Origin of the sequence: Microcoleus sp. Z1_A1, from assembly GCF_036700305.1 — a bacterium.
In the GTDB taxonomy this organism is placed as follows: domain Bacteria; phylum Cyanobacteriota; class Cyanobacteriia; order Cyanobacteriales; family Microcoleaceae; genus Microcoleus.
The window spans coordinates 1-20,813 of the sequence record NZ_JAUBOR010000031.1; the positions used below are offsets into that span (position 1 = coordinate 1).

General features: G+C 43.2%; 21 protein-coding genes, 2 pseudogenes and 1 riboswitch. Of the genes and pseudogenes, 10 read left to right on the plus strand and 13 right to left on the minus strand.

Features of this window, described 5'->3' with window-relative positions:
• Positions 1 to 13: 13 nt before the first annotated feature.
• The 4 genes and pseudogenes from QT973_RS19400 to QT973_RS19415 all read left to right on the plus strand — a co-directional run.
• Positions 14 to 146, plus strand: a pseudogene (locus QT973_RS19400) (IS630 family transposase); the annotation flags it as partial.
• A 54-nt stretch (positions 147 to 200) separates the two neighbouring features.
• Positions 201 to 1,313, plus strand: coding sequence for an IS630 family transposase (locus tag QT973_RS19405; RefSeq protein WP_333264565.1), 1,113 nt, complete (start codon positions 201 to 203; stop codon positions 1,311 to 1,313).
• 14 nt (positions 1,314 to 1,327) lie between these two features.
• Positions 1,328 to 1,603, plus strand: a pseudogene (locus QT973_RS19410) (transposase); the annotation flags it as partial.
• Between the two features lie 34 nt (positions 1,604 to 1,637).
• Positions 1,638 to 2,527, plus strand: a protein-coding gene (locus tag QT973_RS19415; protein ID WP_333058666.1) for an IS630 family transposase whose coding sequence is annotated in 2 segments (ribosomal slippage) — positions 1,638 to 2,163 and positions 2,163 to 2,527 — 891 coding nt in all. Because the reading frame shifts where the segments join, the coding sequence is not laid out codon by codon here.
• 116 nt (positions 2,528 to 2,643) lie between these two features.
• Here the strand turns inward: QT973_RS19415 and QT973_RS19420 are convergent.
• Together QT973_RS19420 and QT973_RS19425 are read right to left on the minus strand one after the other, a co-directional pair.
• Positions 2,644 to 2,829 (minus strand): hypothetical protein, encoded by a 186-nt coding sequence (locus QT973_RS19420; RefSeq protein WP_333212884.1) that lies wholly within the window; start codon positions 2,827 to 2,829, stop codon positions 2,644 to 2,646.
• Between the two features lie 300 nt (positions 2,830 to 3,129).
• Complete coding sequence (locus tag QT973_RS19425; protein ID WP_333344266.1) at positions 3,130 to 4,200, minus strand: IS630 family transposase; 1,071 nt, start codon at positions 4,198 to 4,200, stop codon at positions 3,130 to 3,132.
• Between the two features lie 189 nt (positions 4,201 to 4,389).
• Here QT973_RS19425 and QT973_RS19430 point away from each other — a divergent pair, with 189 nt between their 5' ends.
• From QT973_RS19430 to QT973_RS19440, 3 genes are all read left to right on the plus strand, one after another.
• The gene (locus QT973_RS19430; RefSeq protein WP_333056979.1) at positions 4,390 to 4,836 is read left to right on the plus strand and encodes a cation transporting ATPase C-terminal domain-containing protein; all 447 of its coding nucleotides are present in this window, start codon (positions 4,390 to 4,392) and stop codon (positions 4,834 to 4,836) included.
• A 721-nt stretch (positions 4,837 to 5,557) separates the two neighbouring features.
• Positions 5,558 to 5,830 (plus strand): hypothetical protein, encoded by a 273-nt coding sequence (locus tag QT973_RS19435; protein WP_333056978.1) that lies wholly within the window; start codon positions 5,558 to 5,560, stop codon positions 5,828 to 5,830.
• Positions 5,831 to 6,252: 422 nt separating this feature from the next.
• Positions 6,253 to 7,062 carry a glucose 1-dehydrogenase gene (locus tag QT973_RS19440; protein WP_333056977.1) on the plus strand — a complete coding sequence of 270 codons (810 nt, stop codon included), beginning with the start codon at positions 6,253 to 6,255 and terminating at the stop codon, positions 7,060 to 7,062.
• A gap of 217 nt (positions 7,063 to 7,279) precedes the next feature.
• Here the strand turns inward: QT973_RS19440 and QT973_RS19445 are convergent, their stop codons facing one another.
• Both QT973_RS19445 and QT973_RS19450 read right to left on the minus strand, forming a co-directional pair.
• The gene (locus QT973_RS19445; RefSeq protein ID WP_333056976.1) at positions 7,280 to 8,905 is read right to left on the minus strand and encodes a cation:proton antiporter; all 1,626 of its coding nucleotides are present in this window, start codon (positions 8,903 to 8,905) and stop codon (positions 7,280 to 7,282) included.
• A 91-nt stretch (positions 8,906 to 8,996) separates the two neighbouring features.
• Positions 8,997 to 9,085, minus strand: a riboswitch (Fluoride riboswitch).
• Between the two features lie 469 nt (positions 9,086 to 9,554).
• The gene (locus tag QT973_RS19450; protein ID WP_333056975.1) at positions 9,555 to 10,565 is read right to left on the minus strand and encodes a Gfo/Idh/MocA family oxidoreductase; all 1,011 of its coding nucleotides are present in this window, start codon (positions 10,563 to 10,565) and stop codon (positions 9,555 to 9,557) included.
• A 527-nt stretch (positions 10,566 to 11,092) separates the two neighbouring features.
• Here QT973_RS19450 and QT973_RS19455 point away from each other — a divergent pair.
• Positions 11,093 to 11,392, plus strand: a complete 300-nt coding sequence (locus QT973_RS19455) for a ferredoxin (RefSeq protein WP_333056974.1) — start codon at positions 11,093 to 11,095, stop codon at positions 11,390 to 11,392.
• A gap of 347 nt (positions 11,393 to 11,739) precedes the next feature.
• Here QT973_RS19455 and QT973_RS19460 read toward each other — a convergent pair whose 3' ends face one another.
• Both QT973_RS19460 and QT973_RS19465 read right to left on the minus strand, forming a co-directional pair.
• Positions 11,740 to 13,395 carry a SpoIID/LytB domain-containing protein gene (locus QT973_RS19460; RefSeq protein ID WP_333056973.1) on the minus strand — a complete coding sequence of 552 codons (1,656 nt, stop codon included), beginning with the start codon at positions 13,393 to 13,395 and terminating at the stop codon, positions 11,740 to 11,742.
• A gap of 209 nt (positions 13,396 to 13,604) precedes the next feature.
• Positions 13,605 to 14,792 carry a M20 family metallopeptidase gene (locus tag QT973_RS19465; RefSeq protein ID WP_333212620.1) on the minus strand — a complete coding sequence of 396 codons (1,188 nt, stop codon included), beginning with the start codon at positions 14,790 to 14,792 and terminating at the stop codon, positions 13,605 to 13,607.
• A gap of 431 nt (positions 14,793 to 15,223) precedes the next feature.
• Between QT973_RS19465 and QT973_RS19470 the strand changes: the two genes are divergently transcribed.
• The gene (locus QT973_RS19470) at positions 15,224 to 16,690 is read left to right on the plus strand and encodes a glycosyltransferase family 87 protein (protein ID WP_333391996.1); all 1,467 of its coding nucleotides are present in this window, start codon (positions 15,224 to 15,226) and stop codon (positions 16,688 to 16,690) included.
• 62 nt (positions 16,691 to 16,752) lie between these two features.
• On the opposite strand, the gene QT973_RS19475 is transcribed toward QT973_RS19470, so the two are convergent.
• From QT973_RS19475 to QT973_RS19495, 5 genes are all read right to left on the minus strand, one after another.
• Positions 16,753 to 17,097 carry a ribbon-helix-helix domain-containing protein gene (locus QT973_RS19475; RefSeq protein ID WP_333262516.1) on the minus strand — a complete coding sequence of 115 codons (345 nt, stop codon included), beginning with the start codon at positions 17,095 to 17,097 and terminating at the stop codon, positions 16,753 to 16,755.
• Positions 17,078 to 17,281: a ribbon-helix-helix domain-containing protein gene (locus tag QT973_RS19480; RefSeq protein WP_015178320.1), complete on the minus strand. Its 204-nt coding sequence runs from the start codon at positions 17,279 to 17,281 to the stop codon at positions 17,078 to 17,080. Before QT973_RS19480 ends, QT973_RS19475 begins: the two co-directional genes overlap by 20 nt.
• A gap of 178 nt (positions 17,282 to 17,459) precedes the next feature.
• Positions 17,460 to 17,729: a ribbon-helix-helix domain-containing protein gene (locus tag QT973_RS19485; protein WP_332957635.1), complete on the minus strand. Its 270-nt coding sequence runs from the start codon at positions 17,727 to 17,729 to the stop codon at positions 17,460 to 17,462.
• Positions 17,713 to 18,183: a GIY-YIG nuclease family protein gene (locus tag QT973_RS19490; protein ID WP_333056968.1), complete on the minus strand. Its 471-nt coding sequence runs from the start codon at positions 18,181 to 18,183 to the stop codon at positions 17,713 to 17,715. The genes QT973_RS19485 and QT973_RS19490 overlap by 17 nt, the downstream gene beginning before the upstream one ends.
• Before the next feature lie 39 nt (positions 18,184 to 18,222).
• Positions 18,223 to 18,447 carry a helix-turn-helix transcriptional regulator gene (locus QT973_RS19495; RefSeq protein WP_333056967.1) on the minus strand — a complete coding sequence of 75 codons (225 nt, stop codon included), beginning with the start codon at positions 18,445 to 18,447 and terminating at the stop codon, positions 18,223 to 18,225.
• A 222-nt stretch (positions 18,448 to 18,669) separates the two neighbouring features.
• Between QT973_RS19495 and QT973_RS19500 the strand changes: the two genes are divergently transcribed.
• Positions 18,670 to 18,903, plus strand: a complete 234-nt coding sequence (locus QT973_RS19500) for a hypothetical protein (protein ID WP_190663608.1) — start codon at positions 18,670 to 18,672, stop codon at positions 18,901 to 18,903.
• Positions 18,904 to 18,946: 43 nt separating this feature from the next.
• Here QT973_RS19500 and QT973_RS19505 read toward each other — a convergent pair whose 3' ends face one another.
• Together QT973_RS19505 and QT973_RS19510 are read right to left on the minus strand one after the other, a co-directional pair.
• Positions 18,947 to 19,717: a DUF3226 domain-containing protein gene (locus QT973_RS19505; protein ID WP_333391999.1), complete on the minus strand. Its 771-nt coding sequence runs from the start codon at positions 19,715 to 19,717 to the stop codon at positions 18,947 to 18,949.
• Positions 19,714 to 20,811, minus strand: coding sequence for an AAA family ATPase (locus tag QT973_RS19510; RefSeq protein WP_333392001.1), 1,098 nt, complete (start codon positions 20,809 to 20,811; stop codon positions 19,714 to 19,716). Before QT973_RS19510 ends, QT973_RS19505 begins: the two co-directional genes overlap by 4 nt.
• Between the last annotated feature and the right edge of the window lie 2 nt (positions 20,812 to 20,813).

Genomic DNA, 20,813 nt, shown 5'->3' on the forward strand with positions numbered 1-20,813 from the left:
AGGTTCTGTCTAGGCCTGGGCAAAAAGAGGAAAGAAAGTCTATGGCGCTCATACCAGGAAAACGGGGGAAAAGAGAAGATTTAGTAGCAGGAAGAAGAAAAGGAAAGAAGGACTTAATTGCACCAATGCTCTTTATGGGTAAGCTGTTGTGCCTTTAAATAGGGTATCATAAAAAATGAGTTTAATCAATATATACAAAAATGCCAGCTAAAAACCATCTCAATTCCCAACAAATAGAGAAACTACAAAAAGCCTTAAGAGAGGAAGAAAAGGCAAATATTAGAGAAAGAATTCTAATTTTGTTATTGCTCAATGACGGCAAGACACAATCTAAAATTGCTGATTTTTTGGGCTGTTCAGTAAACAAAGTATCTTATTGGTGTATAAAGGGAGATCCCGACAATTTAGAAAGTCTAATAGATGAGAGGATGAAGGGAAATCACAAAAAAGCCACAGATAAATATATAGAAATATTATTAGAGACTATAGAAAAAGACCCTCAAGAATTAGGGTATGATTTTGGACGATGGACAGCGCAGAGATTAGCAACATACTTAGAGGAATCCACAGGAATAAAATTAAGTGGAGGACAAGTTCGGAGGATATTAAAGAAAAAAAAGTATGTTTACATCTGGGCTAAGTATAGCCTAGAGTCGAAGAGAAATCCTGAAAAAAGAACAGCGTTTAAAATAAAAATAGCCGAATATTTAAAAATAGAAAAAGAAACTCCAGAACGATTACAGGTATGGTTTTGGGACGAGAGTGGATTTAGTTTAAGAGTCACCCGAAGAAAGAACTGGTGTAAAAAAGGCAGCCGAAAAAAGGTCAGAGGAGACCGAAGAAAAGGCAGAGTTAATGTAATGGGAGGCGTGAGAAATTCCGATAAAAAAAGGTGGGTAGAGTTCCTCAAAAAAGGCAACTCATATAATTTTTGTCAAGTGCTAAAACTGTTTCATGAAGAGCTAATTAATGAATGGGTATCAGCAGGTAATCAAGCCTCAGAATTTGCGGAAAAAGGAGCGAAAATAGTGATTATCCTTGATAATGCTAGTTTTCACAAGAAACAAGAGTACCTGAAAATAATTGAAACAGAAATGCCTAACCTTCATTTAGAATTTCTCCCCGAATACAGCCCCGACTATAACTTAATTGAATTAGTATGGCATTCGGCAAAAGAATATATTGCCAATCGACTTTTTACATCTATTGAAGAGCTAGAGTATTTATTGCACAGCCTCTTAAATGAAGGGCAATTAATAATTAAATGGGGTCGAAAAATTAAAAATAAGGGTAATGCTTGTATCACAGTTTAAATGTGCAACAGCTTAGTTTGAATGCAGAAGGATTTGAAGGATGGTTATCTTTATATTTGTTACCAGATTTAACCAGTCCATCTATATTGATTATGGATCATGCACCCATTCATCGTAAGACGGTCATTAGACTATTGGTTGAGGAGGCAGGTCATCAGATAATATTTTTACCAAAATACTCTCCTGACTTAAATGATATTGAGCATGATTTTAGTGCATTAAAGAGAGCTAAAATGTATGCGTCTCCTAACACATCTCTTGATGAAGTTATTCGTGCTTATTGTGCATGAAGAGTGTCTCATACTTATTTGAAATAACTATAATCTGAGAACGGCGAAAGTACCACAAAAAGTCAAAGATCGAGCAGAAGTAATCAGGTTAAACGCAAATGGCTGGTATGTTGAGAAAATAGCTACTCACTTTAACTGGGCTTCACAAACAGTGAGAGCAGTCTTACATAAATGGGAAGAATTTGGTATAGAAAGCCTTTGGAAAAAACCAGGTCGAGGGGTAAAAGCCAAATGGAAAGAAGAAGATATAGAGTTTTTGTCAGAATGCTTAAAAAAAGAACCACGTACATATAACAGTTTTCAATTAGCTGATAAGTTAGAAAAAGAGCGCTCTATTAAATTAAGTCCCGACCGACTAAGACGGGTACTAAAAAAAAAAGGGATCATTTGGAAAAGAGCTAGTCCAAGTCATAAAGGAAAACAAGACCCCAAACAACGAGCAATAAAGCAATCAGACCTAGATATGCTGGAATTAGCAGCGGCAGCCGGAGAAATCGACTTAAAATATTTAGATGAATCAGGATTTTGTGCGTGGAGTAAAGCAAGTTATACATATTACAAAAAAGTCAACAAAAACGGATACAGCAAACTAAAAATCGAGGTCGTAGATTAAGTATTGTGGGGCTTTTTGAACCTTTAAGTAGCTTTGTATATGGTTTGGTAATTGGAGGTGTTGATCGAAAAGCTTATATTCAGATGATGGAAAAAGAAGCAGAAGAAGCGGCCCAAATGAAACGGATTAGAATTATTGTACAAGACAACGGTCTAATACACCGATGTCAGGAGGTTAAACAGTTGTGGTCAAAGTGGGAAGCTCAGGGTTTATATATTTTTTTCTTGCCTAAATATTGTTCCGAAATGAACCCAATTGAATTAGAGTGGCAACACATTAAAGAAGATGAATTAGCAGCGACATTTGTTTGAGGATGAATTAGAACTCGCCTACGCCGTAATTCATGGAGTAGAAGTTAGAGGAAAAAGAGGAGATTACCCTACACAACGTATTAAATTCAAGTCCAGTCACCCGACTTAATATTTTGTTACATACTTATGGATTTTCCCGCCGACCTACTTATGTAGCCACCGCTAGCTTTCCTGTCTCTTTTTAGTCCTACGCCCTTGGGGCATTCCTTCTGTGCTTGTTTGAAGTAGTCCAGAATCCGCTCGTAACCAACAAGGTAGTCTCCAGTGGTACTTGCCGTGACTGGATTAGACTTTTCGCTCATCTTTCGCTCCCTACTATAAGAATGCCGACTTTGCTTGCTGTAGACAGCGTACAGCAAGTCGCTCGGTATTCGCTCAAATCCAAAACAGGACTTTCAGAGTAGGCACAAAAAATGGCTAGAACAACGTAAAAGCGTCGATTGAGAACTCAGCGCTAATTCAAATCCCACCCTCTCCGTATCCCTTGACTGATAAAGGTTTTAGCGATTAACAAGCTCTAGTTTTTCAGTAATACATACCAAAATGGTATATAAAATGGTATATATAGCAATCCTAAATGATTTTCTAGACCTAGAGCAATCCTAATTAATTTTTTCCGTGCAATTATATTTATGTATTTTGGGGAAATCAAATTTATGTTCGTTAGTAAAAAATTCAAACAAAAATTTTAGAATCTTAAAAGACCTACATAAATACCAATACTTTCTTAAAAAGTTTTTAGCCTGTAACCAAATATCTTCAACGGGATTTTGTTGGGGAGCATTGGGAGCAAATAAAATACAAGTAATTGACCACTCATCAGGCTCTTTGTCACCATTTACTTCTAATAAAAAATCTCTAAATTCGCCATATTTATGATAACTGGCTCCATCCCAAATCAAGATAATCTTGCGATTTTTATATTTATCTTGTAAGTATTTTATAAATTTAACTGTTGATTTTCCATCCCCAGATGGATGGCTCTGAACATGGAATTCTTTGCTTTGATAATTGAGTGCACCAAAATAAGTTTGTCTATCTTTTTCATTGGTAATTGGGACTTCAATTCTGATTTTTGATTGACCCCAAACATAACCAGTTAGATCGCCATGAAGTAGATGACATTCATCTATAAATAATACTATTATTTGCCCAGATTCTATGCCAGCCTTGTTTTTGAATAAAATATTGTTAATTTCTTCCGTCTTTTTTTTTACCAGTTCTTCATCAAATTTAGGATTGATTTTTTGAGTTTTTTTCCAACTAATTTTCGCCCGCTCGAAAAGTTCATAGTAACTCTGTTTTGATTTATAGATCACACCAAACTCTCGCTCTACATAAGTAACCAGCTCATCTAAATTCCAATATTCTTTATTCTTTAGCCACTCAATTACTTCAGTCTTTTGTAGAGCTGTTAAATACCCTTTTGACCCTTTATGCCCTAGCTTGATTCCTTCGATGCCTTTGGTTTGAAATTGTTTTTTCCAATGACCAACAAAAAATTCACTTACACCGAGAATTTTGCTAATCTCATGGTAAAACTTGCCTTCGACAGCCATCCTTACAGCTATTGCTCGTTTAAGTTCTCTTGCATCGATATCACTTTTAATGAAAGATTCTAATTGAGTTATTTCCTTTTCCATATCTTTGAGGGGCAGTTTTAAGTTATTCATCTTTTTATTCACGATCGAGTATTGCATATAATAGTATCATAGTCTTGATAATCATTTAGGATTGCTATATACCACAACTGTATATAAAGCATTACAACTGTTGAACTAGCTTGCCTTACCCGTACTTACCGACACCACACTGTGTTTGCACGGGAGCCTAGAGGCCGTAAATTCTCGTTACCTGAGACTATGCAGCGATCGCCCCGCCGTCCCAATGAACCCCTATTAACGAAAAAATTGCTGTGGCGCATCCTGATTATTTCCATCTTCAATCTCATTGCTGTACTTGGAATTTTTGAATTGGCTTCGCAAGCCACAGGTAATATCAATTTGGCTCGGACAATGGCAGTCCATACCATCGTTTCCGCAGAAACCTTTTACTTATTGAGTATTAGCCAATGTATTCCATCTCTGTTTGCGTATTTTAAATATCGCACTCCAGAAATTGCCTTGATTCCTGCGATCGGTGTGGCTTGTGTGTTTATATTTCAAGTTTTCTTTAGCCAGTTGACTTTCATAAACCCGCTATTTGCTACCCAACCGCTTAGTTTTATTCAAGCTCTCATTTGTATCGGTGCAGGGATTCCAGTCATTGTGCCTGCTCTGTTTTTAAAGCGGTTTGCTCCTCTTGCGTAATGTGATAGCGATCGTCACTCTAATTGGCGCGGCTGGAATTTATGCGTTTGAGCGCGAACTTCCTAATCGATCGCCCTATGCGGTTATTTGACAGCAACGCTGCCTACATTTTTTGTGAGTCAGGATGCTGAGAGCGATCGATCAGAAATAGCGGCTACACAATCAATTCAAGCAGTGTCAACCGAAATTACTGCACTGCCAAGGTTCAATCCTGCTTGACGAAAAGGTTTAGACTTGTGAATTGCTAACCTTGGATTTGAGCATGAAGTCGATCGCTCTCGATGCGATACTATAGAATCGATGATGTCTGTCCAATTATAGATCACCTTTTACTCTAAACTCTTCCAAGCGATAGATGATTTTTGATTTTGGGAAATTTACTATAACAATACCCTCTACCCACTCACATAAAACTACTTAAAATAAGGGAAAAAACAAGCCGAATAAATTCATGACAGGGAATCCCAAAAAACTTGATTCAGGATAAATCCTATATTGCACTGTTCAATAGTGCGGACTATTTTTCTAGGACCCAATGGCTAATTTTCTATGACTTTGAGCCCCGGTGGATAATTAAATCAATGTCATCTCCACTCCTGACTTGCATTTAATTCGACTTTCTTATGTTCCTTGCCATCTAAAGCTTGTAGTATCATCCCCAAAAAACCAACTGTATTGAATGTTAACCTGATTCTATTTATTACATTGACACGAGAAACTCATGGAAAACACATTGTTCGATCGCACATTCCGCGACAGCGAAGGTCAAATTGTTATAGCTCAGATGCCAAATCTACCACTGAGTGTCGGGATTATAGCTAGTTTATTAACGCTCATTGTTACAACAGGAAAAGTTAATCTAGGGTTGGATATAGTAGCCTTTGGCTCTTTGTTTACTTGGGCTTGGGAAGAATTGTTTCAAGGCGTTAATTACTTTCGTAGAGCATTAGGTCTGATTGTGCTGCTTGGTCTAATTGCGGGGAAACTTCAATAATTAGGTCAGCATAAATCAAATCAAGAAGGTATATAAGCTGTCACGCATTTAAATTGCATATTCTGGGCGGGATATTAGGCCCACCCCACCCCAAGGGGATTGTTTTGTGACATTCAGTTTAAATGCACAACAGCTTAGCACTGGGAGCATCTCAATGAAAGCAGCCCAGCCCAAAATTGGAGTTTTGAGGCAGGAATTTTGAGGCTCTCTTGCTGCGGGGAAAGAGGAAGAAGGAAGGATCCCGAATAAGTGTTTTTACAAATATGAGATGCTCCCGGACGATCGCGGGGGTGGCGATCGGCATCCTGGATATTGATGAAATGCGTGGGGAAAAGACAGAACAACCTTCTGGTTGATGTAGAAGCCAGTTGGCTTAAGGTTTCGGTTAAGATATTTTGTTGTGAATCTCTGGGAGAGCAATTATGAAAGGTTTAAAGGGAAAAAACGCACTAATTACTGGAGCGAGTTCAGGCATTGGGCAGGCGATCGCCATTCGTCTCGCCCAAGAAGGTTGCAACATTGCCGTTAACTATCGCAAAAGCTTAGAAGAGGCAGAAGATACGGAAGAAATAGCTCTGCAAAAAGCCTGTGGACAAGCATCGGAATGCGGGGTTGAAACCCTATTAGTTCAGGGAGATGTCTCCAAAGAAGACGACATCCTTCGTATGGTGAATACTGTCATTGATAAATTTGGTAGTCTCGATATCCTGATTAATAATGCTGGGATTCAAACAGAAAGCGCATCCCATGAAGTGCCAACCGATGAATTCGATCGTGTGATTGCAGTAAATTTGCGAGGTGCATATCTCTGTGCGCGGGAAACCATTAAGCATCTGTTAGAGCAGCAGCGCCCTGGCGTGATTATCAACATTTCGAGTGTGCATGAAATCATTCCCCGCCCGATGTATATTAGCTATTCCATCAGCAAAGGCGGCATGGGAAATCTGACTAAAACCCTAGCGTTGGAATACGCAAACCGAGGCATCCGTGTCAATGCTATTGCGCCCGGTGCGACGATTACACCGATTAATGAAAGCTGGACGGACAATCCAGAACAAAAGGCAGTAGTGGAAAGCCATATCCCAATGGGACGGGCAGGCACATCGGAGGAAATGGCAGCATCTGTTGCGTTTCTCGTATCAGATGAAGCGGCTTACATTACGGGACAAACGCTCTATATTGATGGTGGATTGACCCTCTATGCTGACTTTCGCGAAGCTTGGTCTGCCTAGACTGACAATGAACCACTTGCCCAGTTGCGGAATGACTGTGAACTGCTCAAATTGAAGGAGAGGTTTGATAATAAAAAATTCTTTTGAATAAATTTAGGCTCGCTGCGATCGAGCCTAAATCGGGGTTAAATAACGCCTTGATTATGAACCGCAGAGGGCGCAGAGGACACAGAGAGGGGAGAAGAGGATCGAGGGGATATAAAACCCATATTTGGGATTACTTGTAACTAGATTCTACCAAGATGACAGGAAGAGGACTGGTTTCTAATACGGCTTGAGAAACTGAACCTACTAGCACTTGTTCCCAAGGTTGATGCCCTCGTTTTCCGATCGCAATATATGTCACTTGCCGAGCTTGCGCCACGCGGATAATCTCCTCTGGCACTGTACCAGAAAGACTCAGGAACTCATAGCGAATATCTGATAAGATTCGTTGTGCTTGTTGTTGTAATTGGGCGATCGCCTTTTTATCTCCCAGGTTATCCACATACAAAACAATCACATCCCCGTCACTGCGCCGAGCTAAGTCTGCCGCCTTAGTTAAAACATCTGTTGTTAGGGGAGAATTGTCTACGGCGGCGAGAAAAACTGGACGGCCGGAAATCGCTACTTTGGTCGGGTCAACTTCGCCTTTTTCTAATAGTTTGGGAGCAAAGGTAGGAATTGCCCAAGCACCCAAGGGAGCCGTTACTAAAATTGAGAGGGCTGCGATCGCCAAAATCGTCTCGCCACCAGCAATGCCCTGAGCTAGGGGAATCGCCCCAATTGCCGCCTGTACCGTTGCCTTAGCCGAATTTCCTGCTAGCAGAAACAGCCGTTCTTTCCCAGTCCAATTACTACCCAAGGTGGAAAGATACCAACCGAGCGATCGCCCAATCAGAGTCCCAATCGCCAACACCAACAAACCAACCAGCAAGGTATTGCCTAATACATTAAGTTGAATACTTGCTCCCAGCAGCACAAACAAAATAATTTCCGCGATCGTCCACAAACTATCAAACCCACCCCGTAATCTTCGTGCTAAAGGCGCATCCAACTCAATCAGGAAAAACCCCGCCCCCATGACAGCTAAATAGCCAGAGAAAACCGGAATATGTTCGGCTGATACTACCAGCCCTAGGGCAAAGCCAGCAGCCACTAGGGAGTCCTGAACCGCAGTTTGAGTCCAGTTTTGCTTGACTAATAGTGCCACCAAAATTCGAGCACTCACCCATCCCAACAGCACCCCCAAGGTAATTTGGATGATGATTTGAAATGGCAGTAATTGCAGAGGGCTGAGGGTGATTCCTCCGAGTAAGGTAATGGCTGTAGCTTTCCCTTGGGACAGAAAAGCTAGCAGTAGGCTAAACACCAGCAACAGCAATACATCTGACAAGGCACTTCCCGTCAGAATTGCATCGGGAATTCCTTTTTTTACTCCCCAACCAAGACTTTTTAACCGCAGCATTCCGGGAACAATTACTGCTGGAGATTCTGCGCCAATGATGCAGCCTAGCAGTAGCCCCGTCAAAAAATCAAACTGAAGTAGCCACATCGCAGCGACAGCAATAGAGATAGCCTCGCAAGCAGCAGGCAGAAAGCCTAATCGCAGCGCCACGGTTCCCTGTTGGGATAGCTTTTCGCGATCGAGTCCTAACCCCGCCTTCATCAAAATCACCATCACGGCTATGGTGCGAAGAGAATTCGCTGCGCCCAAAACCTCTGGGCTAATGACATTCCCCAGTTGCGGGCCTAATAAAATGCCCACCAGCACCATACCTACGAGTGCTGGAGCTTTCAGCCGTCGAGCAATCTGCCCGACAAAAAAGCCCATTAATAAAATCCAGATTATACTTTCTAACATCACGCCACCTTAAATTTGAATCGATGAAGGTGACTTGTAGGGGAAAGATCGATCGAGGCATCCGCACCATCCTACCCTTCCGCCACAAGTCGGAACAGTAGGAGCCATCAGCCTTTTAAACGTTATGAAGATTATTAATAACGAAGGGCGGTTTCGGCGAGCTCCATCGCCATCATTACTTTTATACCACTATTGAAGCTGATATTCCATTTCCGTGCCTCCCGGAATGCCTATCCTTGTTCATAAACTTCGACAGTTTGAATCCATCTTTTTGGGATGGAAACTAGCTCAGCTCCTGGAAGGATTGCTATAGCAATCCTTCCAGGAGTCGTACAAAAATTTAGGGGTAATGCCTTTCTTTGCCTACCCGGCATCATGGGGGCAACCACGAGGGGTTTGCCTCTAGGAATGAGAATTAAATAACTTAGAATTTTGATGGTTCTTGTGGGATGGGCGTCCCGCCCGTCCAGAAAGGGCGGGCTATAAGAGCCCAACCCACTTTCAAGAGTGTAAATTATTTAATTCGCGATCCCTACAAGAATTACACAAATGATGCGAGGATTGCTATAGGTAATTGAGAAGGGTGCAATATCTCAGTTATATTGGATTTTTACCCAAATTAAATAACCTTCTTTTTCCTAGCTTTTTATTAATTTATAAGTGCGATAGTTTGTCGAGTTTCGCTCGATCGCCTCGCAGCATCTGCCACCTTCAAAGCGTACAAACTACTGGCATTATTCACGTACAAAGGCGTACCGTTTGACAAATATTCCAACACCATATCGGTGTCTTTGGCAAACAAGCCGCGCCGCGTTCCTACTTTGAGGTTGCGCCGATTTTCTCCCTGAATAAATTGACCGGATTCAGGAGTGAAAACCAGCGTTCCTGCTTCACCGTAGATAGTAAAAATGTTTTCCGACTGCCAAAAAGTCTCTCCTTTTCCATAAACAGCTTCAGCGACAACGCCATTGGCAAAGCGCAACTGTGCGTTGCACAAACAAGCTTTGTAGAAATCCGGCTGACTGTCCCAAAATTGAGCTTGACAGTTAACGCTTGCCACTTCCCCGAACAAATCAGTAAATCGGTGCAGTCGCGAAATTGCACCAACTAACGGAAAGCCAAAGAGGGAATGTTGATAAGTCCACCGCTGCGGCGCTGGATGTTGAGGAGTAATAGTAATGTAGCGGGCGTAAAAAACTTTACCGATTAAGGGCAAAGATTCTTTGATTGAGGAGTGCAAACCGCCTAAGAGTTCGATGTGTTCGATGTGGAGGAGTTTTTGCTTTTGGGCTGCAAGTTCGATCGCCCTTTCTGCTTCAGATACGTCTAAAGATAGAGGATATTCCACCACAACGTGCTTGTTATTTTCTAGGGCTGCCAGGACGATCGCCCCGTGATCCCGGTTCACCGTACAGACAATCACCAAATCTAAATCGTCTCTTTCTACCAGCTTGCGCCAGGAAACCGCAGCTTCTGCCCCGAACCCTTGACAAAATTCTGCGGTTTTCTCCGGGGAGTGGCCCGCAAGCGCTACCAAGTGCGATCGCCCATCAGCTTGAATTGTCTGGGCCCTCAACTTAGCGGCAAAACCAGTACCCACAATCCCCACGCGAATTGGAGAATTAACTGAAAAACCAAAGCGAGTATCAATATTAGTCATGGGATTTGAGATTTAAGATTTTAGATAGTTACAGACTTGCGCTGCAGGGGTTTAGGGGTTCTATGGCCCCGATTTTAACCTGTGGTTGTGGTGCGATTTATGGGATCGAGCCTTCAACACCCAAGTCTTGATGTCGATCTAACTATACATTTCACCGCCGGCAGGGACTTGCCTTGCAGCAAGTCTTGCTGAAACTCGATCGACACAGCGCATACCCACAACCCGGTTTTTGTGCTGTAGGGCTCAAAACAGGATTTTTCCTAGAAACCGGATTAATTCGCGCAAGTCTTGCGGCAACAGTATCACAAGGCTGAACCCAAGATAGGTATAAGTAATCAAGATGAAATTAGAAAAAGTTATAACTAATCCCATTCAAATGTTTTGTAAATAAGTGTGTCAACCTCCCTTATATCCCCTAATATCATAGAGGGAACGAACCTAATACCTAACCTCAAAGCTAATAGAGCCTTGAAGGTTGCATTAGGAAAAATTATCAATCTTGTTGAATTTTTGAGAGGATTTAGTGCATGGCAACTTATAAAGTTACCCTCATCAGCGAAGCCGAAGGAATTAACCAGACCATTGACGTTGATGACGATACTTACATTCTTGATGCTGCTGAAGAAGCAGGACTCGACCTCCCCTACTCTTGCCGCGCTGGAGCTTGCTCCACCTGCGCCGGCAAAATTACCAAAGGCGAAGTTGACCAATCCGACCAATCTTTCTTGGACGACGACCAAATCGAAGCTGGATTTGTCCTCACCTGCGTCGCCTATCCCAAGTCTGACTGTACGATCGAAACTCACAAAGAAGAAGAGCTCTACTAAGAAAGGACGCTCTGCGTGATACCCTAAGAAACCCGGTTGCTCGTTTCCAGAATTAAGAAGCTGAAATACGGCAATTATTTTAAGAAACCGGGTTTCGGTGTCTAACACTGCAACAAAGCCGCCAGCAGTCTCTCACTCCCATCTATGAATTCGTAGCTGTTTGAGCAGATAGCTGGCCCAATAATTTTAGATTTTAGATGGCCGATTTTAGATTAACTGTGAAACCAATCTAGAATCCAAAGTCTAAAATCTAAAAGTTTTACGGCTAATATTTAGTCTGGCGTGGCGCGAAATTTATTTGTGTAGTGGCGATTTAACTCGCCGACTCTTAGGCAGACTTCGATCGCCTATTCGCGCCAAAATGTAATGTTATCGCTAAGCGGGACAACTTGGGCGCCGGGAAAATAAAAGCCCAGAATTTGAGATCCATTCCAGCCCAAATTAGCCAAATTGTAAGAACCAGTCTGACTCATTCCCACGCCGTGTCCAAAACCGCCTCCGACAAAAGCATAACCATTGAGAGTTTTGTCTGGATTGTAAATTGGTTCTAGGTAAAAAAGCGTGCTAATCGGCGGGTAAAAAGCATTGCGAATCTCGTCTTTGTCGATATCAATCGGGCCCAAGTCAGTTTGAACCTTCATTTTCAAAACTCGACCTGCGGGCGACCTTTCTACCACTTCCACCTGAGTGACAGTTTTCAAATTAGCCATCGGGTGCTGTTTCTTCTGAAGATACTGTTTGAGAAATCCAGCAATCGCGGTCAAAGAAGCGGGTTCGCGCCACCGAAATGTGTCTTCTTTTTCCTCATTAAACCCTTTTTCCAAACTGATAAAGCGGCGGAAATTGTTTTCGTCAGACAAACTCTGCTTGGACAAATCCCACACCTTATTAGGGGAATCGACGATCGATCGCAAATATGGACGTTCCGCGCCCTGCCACACATCGTTAAAAGAGGCTGTCACGCCGCCGCTAGACGCGGAATAGAGCGCGTCTACTAGCTGATTTTCGTAAGTTAGCACCAAACCGCTCGTTTGGGCGATCGCCTTATCACTTTGCGGGTAAACCTCCGTCAAACCCTTATAAACTTGACAGTTAACATCAGCGCACAACTCATAATTATCCACAGCAAACCGGCGCAAATTTCTCAGGGCGTAGGTTCTCGCCAAAATAGTTTGAGCGACAATCGAAGCGTAAGGCGAAAAAGCCCCAATTTCGTGAGGAACAACACCCCGCAAATAAGTTTCCGTCAGCACTTCATTCACCAAAGTATAAGTGCCGTAAGCATTTTTTTGCAGGCGCAAATTCCCACCATAACGGCGAGTTTGTTGAATAGCTTTTTCTGGTTCAATAGCTGTCGCCTCTTGGGTAGTTTGTTCCAATACCTCAATCACATTTTTACCGGCCGTCACATCCAACTCATTGCGGTTGAAACGAAAGCCGTTTAAAACCCAAAAAGCCTGGGGTATTTGCTTCAAAACTTTGGAATCCAAAAAAGCTGTTGTGTTCCCTTGAGCTTGCAAACTTTGCAACAGCCAGCGCCGCACCAAAGGAGAGTTGTAAATATCTCTTTTTGCCCAAACTTGCCAGCGAAAAGGTTGAGCAATTTCTACCTCAATTCCCTGGGCGCGCCACTGATTAGCGCTGTCTTCCGCACTCTCGAAACTGCGGTGAGAACTTAGTACCACTCGTTCTTCTACTAAGGGCGTTTCCAGCGGTTTCGGGGCTATTTCTAACTTGACGCTAGCAGCAGTTTTGGTTTCTATGCCTTGAGGAGTTTTGTAACGCAAAGTTAAGCTGTCGCCCGGTAATGCTTTCAGCGTCAGTTTGTCGGTTGCTTTGGTGCCAAACCGCTGCACCACGCCGATTTTGATGGGTCTATTTTGGGGACTTTGGGCGTATCCCGCAGCGCTGAAAAGAGGTAACAGGCACAATGCGGTGAAAACAGTCCTAGAAATGCAGCTAAACCATTTGTAATTGGGAGTTGGAGGTGCTTGAGCGAACACGGTTATCTGTCTCGCGATAGTTGAAATTGGGGGATTTTTGATTGTAGGTTAGCACATTTAGCGACTGCTATAGGGGAATTGCGGAAGATAAGGTGGTTTGGTTGCCAGAATTCTGTTAAGCAGCTAGGCGCAAATAAACTTTACATCAAGCAATTTTGAGCTATTACCCACCCCACAATCTTATTACGGGTAATTCAATGAAAGCGAGTTTACCTACTTGCTTGCTGTTTCCAATATTGGTAGGCGGCATAGGCCAAGGTGACAGCGCCGGTGACAATAGCCGCTTCATCAACCTCAAATTGCGGGTGATGGAGGGGATAGTTCGGTTTGTCAGTCAGTCCCACTCCTAAGCGAAACATGGTTCCCGGTGCGTGTTCTAAGTACATCGAAAAATCTTCCGCGCCGAGGGATGGTTCTGGTAAAATCTGGACGCGCGATCGACCTAAAGCTTCTAAAGCCGCAGTTTCGACTAATTGCGTGAGTTTGGGGTCGTTTTGGACTCCGGGCACGCCGCGCTTGTAGGTGAGTTCGTACTTAGCGCCGTAAGTCGCGCAAACGCTGGAAACAATTTGTTCGATCCAAGCCGGCAGTTTTTCGTGGGTTTCTGGATGCAGCGATCGCACGGTTCCCAGCAATTTTACTCGATCGGCAATCACGTTCGGCGCTCGTCCGCCGTTAATTTGCCCGATCGTCAAAACCAGTGGCCTCAAAGGATTTTGCGTGCGGCTAATTGCCTGCTGCAAAGTGGTAATTATCTGAGAAGCAATCCAAATTGCGTCGATCGCCTCGTGGGGACGCGCACCGTGGCCGGATTCGCCCATCACAATCAATTCTAGGTCATCTGCCGCCGCCGTCAGGGCCCCGTGGCGGATACCGACGCAACCGCCGGGAATCGTCGGAAAAACGTGCACTCCGAGGATGCCGTCAACATCTTGCATCGCCCCGTCTTTAATCATCCATTGAGCACCTTGGGCAATCTCTTCCGCCGGCTGAAACAAGAAGCGGACGTTACCGGGCAATTTTTCCTCTAGCTGAGACAATATCATTGCTGCGCCCAAACCGACGGTGGTGTGGATGTCGTGGCCGCAGGCGTGCATGACTCCCTCGTTGCGGGAGGCAAATTCTAAGTTAGTGCGTTCTTGAATCGGCAAAGCGTCCATATCGGTGCGAATTGCCAGCCACCGGGACTCGCTGCTGTTGCCTTTGAGTTCGCCGAGCACTCCTGTTTTGCCGATTCCTTCGATGGCGCGGACTCCGCTGGATGCGAGAACTCCGGCTACGTAGGCGGCGGTTTGATATTCTTGGCCGCTGAGTTCGGGGTGGGAGTGGATGTGGCGGCGTATTTCGATTAAGCGGGGTGCTAGGGTGGCGGCTAATTCTTGGATGCGGGGAAGCATGAATTTTGTTGGGGAGTGCGGTACAAGTTGTAGTCAACTAGGTTAACGCATATGTTTGGGGGTGAACAGGGTTATAAGGGGCTAAAGTGCGATCGGGCTTTTGGATGGCAATGCTATTTCGTTTGTGAATAGGATTTTTTTTTTAACCGCAGAGGGCGCAGAGGACGCAGAGAATAGAGAGGAAAGAGAGTTAGGTTGAAACCAGGAATAAACGTCTATATTCTAGGTTCAAAGGCTGATTTTTAGTTAATAATATGATGTCCGGTCGAGCAACCGCGATTTTTGTAGGGGCGGGTTCACCAACAATACCTGTTAATAATTTACTATCTCAAAAACCCGCCCCGACCGGGATATTAGGGTCGATGGATCGGACATGAGATAATTTCTGGTTGTGATATCATCAAATAGTAATTTGATCAAAATTATGACCTATGATTAGCTTGGGATTCTGGAATATAATTATTATAATTACCGTCGCTTTGTTCCTCAAATTTAATTGGCGATTAGATACCGAAAAAACAGCATGGCAAGATTCTTTGTTTTTCAAACATCCTTCGAGCCAAAGGTTGACTCAGTTTTTTCGTCAACCTATCGTTAACTTTATTTTGCAAGCAGTTATTGTATTAGTTCTCACCCGATTTCTCTGTTATACCGGTTGGTTGGTTTACAATCTGACTACTCGGCCCGATCCGCCTTACTGGGATTTTAAGTGGTTTTATGTAGCGAGTAGATTAGCCCATCAGCATTTGAGTCCCTTTAATGTCGAGGTGTTTAACAGCGGTTTCTGTAGCATCACAAAAGTGTGTGGGTTTATTCCTTCTTTTGTTTATCCACCTAATATCATTCCTCCGCTGTGGTTTTTGGGCTATTTCCCGATGAAGACTGCATTCACAATCTGGATTTGGCTGCATCTTATTGCCACAGGTTTTGTTTTATGGGGAGCGAATATTTTGTTGGAGTCCCACTCACGAGCTTTTAGGACTATTTGTAGTATATCAGTTGCATTCCTCTACGGTTTTGTCTTCGATCTTCAAGTTGGCAATGTGGCAACTTTTATTGCGGTTCTGCTGTTATGGATGTTTATTTATGCTAGAAATGATCGGGATATAATTGCAGGACTTTTCTTAGGAATTGCCCTTTTTAAACCAACTTTAGTTATATTGTTTCTTCCTTATTTTTTAATCAAAAGACGGTTTCAGCTAGTTTTTATATCTATAGTCACGGTAACTGTTTTGGCAGTTATAGGTCTAGCTGTAACGGGCAATTCTTTAACAGGATTTATACAGGATGCGACTCGTGGATTTCCACTCTGGCTCAACGATCCATCGAATAATGCTTATATTTCTATGAGTCGCCTTGATTTAAGGGTTATGGGGCCGAGATTTTTCCCCGATAGTCCCTTCGTGGCGAAGCTATTTTCTGACTTGATTGTTCTGGTGCTAGTTGGTTTAGTGTGTTGGTATTTTTACAAAAAACAATCTCGCAATGCTTGGTCAAAAAAGGTTGACTTATCTGAAATGGTGCTAATTTCTACTTTGAGTATTGCTATCAACTATTCTCAGCCCACCAGTTCTGTGATGTTAGCACCGGCGGTGGTTTTTTTGCTGAATGATTTATGTTTTCAGATTAAAAATTGTGCCTTCTCTAGGCAAAGAATGTCGGTTTGGTTATTGGGCGTTGGCTGTGTCATGGTGCAAACCGCAGTGATTCATGGCGGGCTGTTGGTGTTTCTAGGAAAGCGGTGGAACTGGAAGGGGGGGGAATTGCCTTATTTGTTTAAAGTAACTATTTTTTCACTACCGAGTTATGCGATTTTAGGTCTTACGTTAAGTGTTTTAGTCTTAGCAATTACCTCTCTTCGTCAAAAACAGGTTCCTGAATTTGACCTACAGAACTGAAGCAGGAAGTAGACATTTCTCTCTTCTCTTCCTCTGTGCTCTCTGCGTCCTCTGCGGTTAAATCATCCAGAGTCGCTGTCGATTTTCTGTTGCTGCGATCGATCGTCGCTTTGAATTCTCCCCTCAGATTTAGCCTCATCTACTGCTTCTTGAATTAATGTCAACACCATATTCGAGACCGGCCGATAATGCGATTTGGCTAACCGCTCTAGGTCTGCTTTAAGTTCTTCTGGAAGATATACAACTATTCTGGGGAGTTTTGCTGGCAAGGCTGTTATTTGTGCTTTTACTGCCCTATTGTACCTTACCGCGTCACCGTCCAAAACAAAGTACACGGCAGGACACGCAGGCAGTTGAGAGCGATCGCCCGCAGTGGTAGTTGGTAGTTTAATCGTCTTTGGATTCATTAAACTTGCCTTCCTTCTGCGCTCTTTCGAGTCCTTCTTCCACCAAAAGTAATGCCATTTGGGAAATCGAACGACGCTCAATACTCGCCAGTTTTTCTAACTTCTCCTTGATTTCGGGTGGCGGGTAAAAGGCAACTCTAGGAGATTTTGCAGGACTCACATTGTTTGGGGGTAGCGTGTTCACGATGTCATTTTAGCTGACTGCAAATTTTTTAGAAAAACTTTAATCCAAGGTAGCACACCACAATCTAGTTTAGGCTAAAGTAATCTAAACACCCAAAAACCAAACCCCACTCCAACACAAAATCAACGGCCCGACAGGTTGGCAGTTGAGAATGACCCATCAGCGTAGAGATCAAAGGTTAATTGCTGCTGGGTTCATCTTCTGTAGTTTTTTTAGCCAAGTAAGCATCTACAGCTTCAGAGACAATCCGACTTACCAGATTGCTGACTGTCCGGTCTTCTTTCTTGGCCCAATCTTCCAAGACGTTGTAGGCGTTTGGAGGAACGTAGCTGGTGACTCGTTTTAGGTTTTTTGCTGGCAAGTTAGGCAACTGGGAATTTACTTCATAGATCGATCGTACTTTCTTTGTACGCCTCTTTGGTGTCGCCCCTTCAGGTGTTTGACTCATCCCGTTTCGCCTGGGCTTGCTCTTGCTCTTGACACCAGTTTTCTATTAGTTGACCTCCGACGCTGCTCATATCCCTTTCCGCACGAACGCACAAGGCTTTGAACCTGATCTTCAATGCCTTGGGAATTACAAGTTTGATGGTGTCTTCTTCGCCTCCAACCCTTGTTTGGTTAAGAGATGGCTGGAAGTGTTCAATCAAGGCTTTTTCAATAGCTACCAGCAGACTAGCATCGCTGCATTCGAGCCAAGCAATCCGAATATTACCGCTCATTACCTTTAGCTGATACCAGCGATGATGTGCTAGCCAACGCTGTTGAAGGTTCCTAGTCCTGCCAATATACAAAACCGCGTCACCGTCTAAAACGAAGTATACGGCAGGACAGGCTGGAAGTTGAGAGCGATCGGCCAATGGCAGTGAGGGTAGAGTTAGTGGCTTAATCGTATTTGGATTCATGAACCTCCATTCCTGCTGCGCTCTAATGTGTTAATTATGTCATTTTAAGCCATCGGGATTGTCCTCCTCGTAAACCATTAAGTCCCCAGGCTGACAGTTCAGTGCTCTGCACAAAGCGCTGAGAGTGGCTTCGTCAATTCTCGTGAGTCGGCGGCGGGTTTTGAGTCTAGAAAAGGAAGTTGGGTGCATTCCAATTAAAGCAGCCAACTCTTTATTGCTGATATTACGCTCGGCCATCACAACTGCCAATTTCCAACGGATCACTACTGACTCTCAACTGCTAGCCATGATATTGCAAGCTGATGTTAGCATTCCGTAACCTTCACTACCCGCTAATTAACCGCTGCGGTTAATTATTTATCTGGAACAGTTGACTAATTGCAGAAAATGAACTAGACTCAGGATGTACAAACGGAAAAGCGATCGCCCCTGGCCTGGAAAACTTGAGGGCGATCGCAATTCCACTATTCGTGTAATTCAAAGTCTATGATATCACAGCCAAAGTCAGTTCCCGAACTACTCCGGGAAGAAATTCCTGACGTACCTCAAGGTAAGCAACCGATTCGTTTGCTGTTGTGTGGCGTTCCCAAAGCGGTAGACAGCATTGTTAATCTGTTGCACGTTTTAGGTTTTGCAGAAGTTGGGGAATGGAGCCCGCCTCTACCATCGCCTATCGCGGGTGAGGTAATTCGGATTTTAACCCGTTACTGGAAAGAGTAATTGTTGAGGGCGATCGCACGAATTCCAGAAGTGCGATCGTCCCTTAACTCAATTCCAAAAGTTGGCTCAAAAACTCAATAAAATTTGCCAAAGCAGGAACCTGCTGCTTTGTCTGTTCGCTGACCCAATTATTATCAGCAATACTTGTTGTATTAGTCTTCCCAGGTTTGAGAACGCTGACAACAGTAGCAACTAAAGCTTTTTCGGGATCGAAATTTTTCCACTTTAAAGATTTTCTATCTGACTCAGAAAACTCATTTAGATAAGAACTAGCTTTCTCCATGTACGCGGGATAAGCTATCTGTCCGCACTCACACAGCAAAGTATCCAACACACCGGGCGAAGCGTTATCTGGCAAAACATAGACTCCTGTACGCGGGCTATTAGTATTTACAACACCAGGGCGAGCGGGAAAATTAGGAAAATAACTTCGGAATTTGTTAGCATATGGTTCCGCAATGCGATCGGGAGTTGATTTGTCGCAATCAGCAACTATCCCGAAGGCTGCCAAGTTTGTCTGATACTCATAATTTGTGAATAAAATGTCATCCAAATTAGTCACAAGATTGCTTCCTTCACCTGCATAAATTGCTACAGAGATAGTATCATTAAACAGAATAGAAGGCATATCAAGACGTTTGTACAAGTTTCCTTTCTTGGGATAAACGGGAATAAACTTGCGCCAGAAGGGGTCTAACTGAGACTCTAATCCTTTCAACTCTTCCCGCAAATCTTTGAAATCCAAAAGCTTGAGAACCTTGCCTGTAAAGGCCTGATCGTGTGGCCCTTCTACTCCAATAATGGCGTATTTCACACGCGCACCTCCTGACCCAAATCCTCCCGCAATCTTTGCAATCTTTCCCGTTCAATTCTAACTGCTTTAGTTTGTGACTCGTGTTTCTCTAAACGATAAAGAACTAAGTCCGTCTCCGTATCGCTAGCATCCAACATCGCATCAACTGTTTCTAAACTGTGAGTAGTTGCAAATAACTGAACATTCATTTGCTTGCACCACTGCACAATCCACGCAAATGAACTGCGAAGTGCTTCAGTATGAATTGCTGTTTCTATCTCATCAATTAGCAAAACTCCACCTCTGACTTTTGTCAGCGTTAGAGCAATAAATAGCAAGCGACGTACTCCATCACCAAAAGAACTTAATGGTGCAATTCCCACTTGTTTGTGGTCAATATAGAGACTGCTACGATTGCCGCCATGCGAGAGAATCACTAAATCAATAATTCCTGAATCCATCACTTGCAATAGCTTAATCACTTCCGGCTTAAAACGCTGAAAAATAGCTTCTGACAGCAAGCCAACTTGTGACTGTTCTATGCGGTGAGAAAAAGGTGTCACAGTATCAACTGACAGCATTGCATCTGAGCGAATTCGCCGATTAGTTAAACGCTCATTTTCCCAAATTTCAAAAAATTCAGATAATTCATTTGGTGAATCCGATATAATAGCTTTTAGCTCTATTTCTGCACCTCGCAGAGTATTATCAAATCCAAGATCGTCTGAGGATTGACTTTCGTCATCTTCCGATAATTCCACTCCCTCAATTTCTTGGTAAATTGCCCTCGACTCTCTCACTAAAAACTTACCATTACCAGAAACACGAGTTTCCATTGGGTAAAAATCCAATTGTTCTTCTTCTTTATTTTGAGGAAACAGCCATTGTAGTGCCTCCAGTCTTGGCTTGCGAGAATATTTGATTTCTCGCCGCCACGATGTGTTCAGCCATTCCAGGGGATCTAAGGGGCGACAATAGGTTGATATCGCCTCTAAAACGCTGGTTTTACCTGAGTTATTTCCACCAACCAATATGTTGATTTGACCCAAGTCCTGCAAGGTTAAATCTCGCAGGCCTCGGAACCGATGAATGGTTAAATTGTCAAGGTGTTTCATAA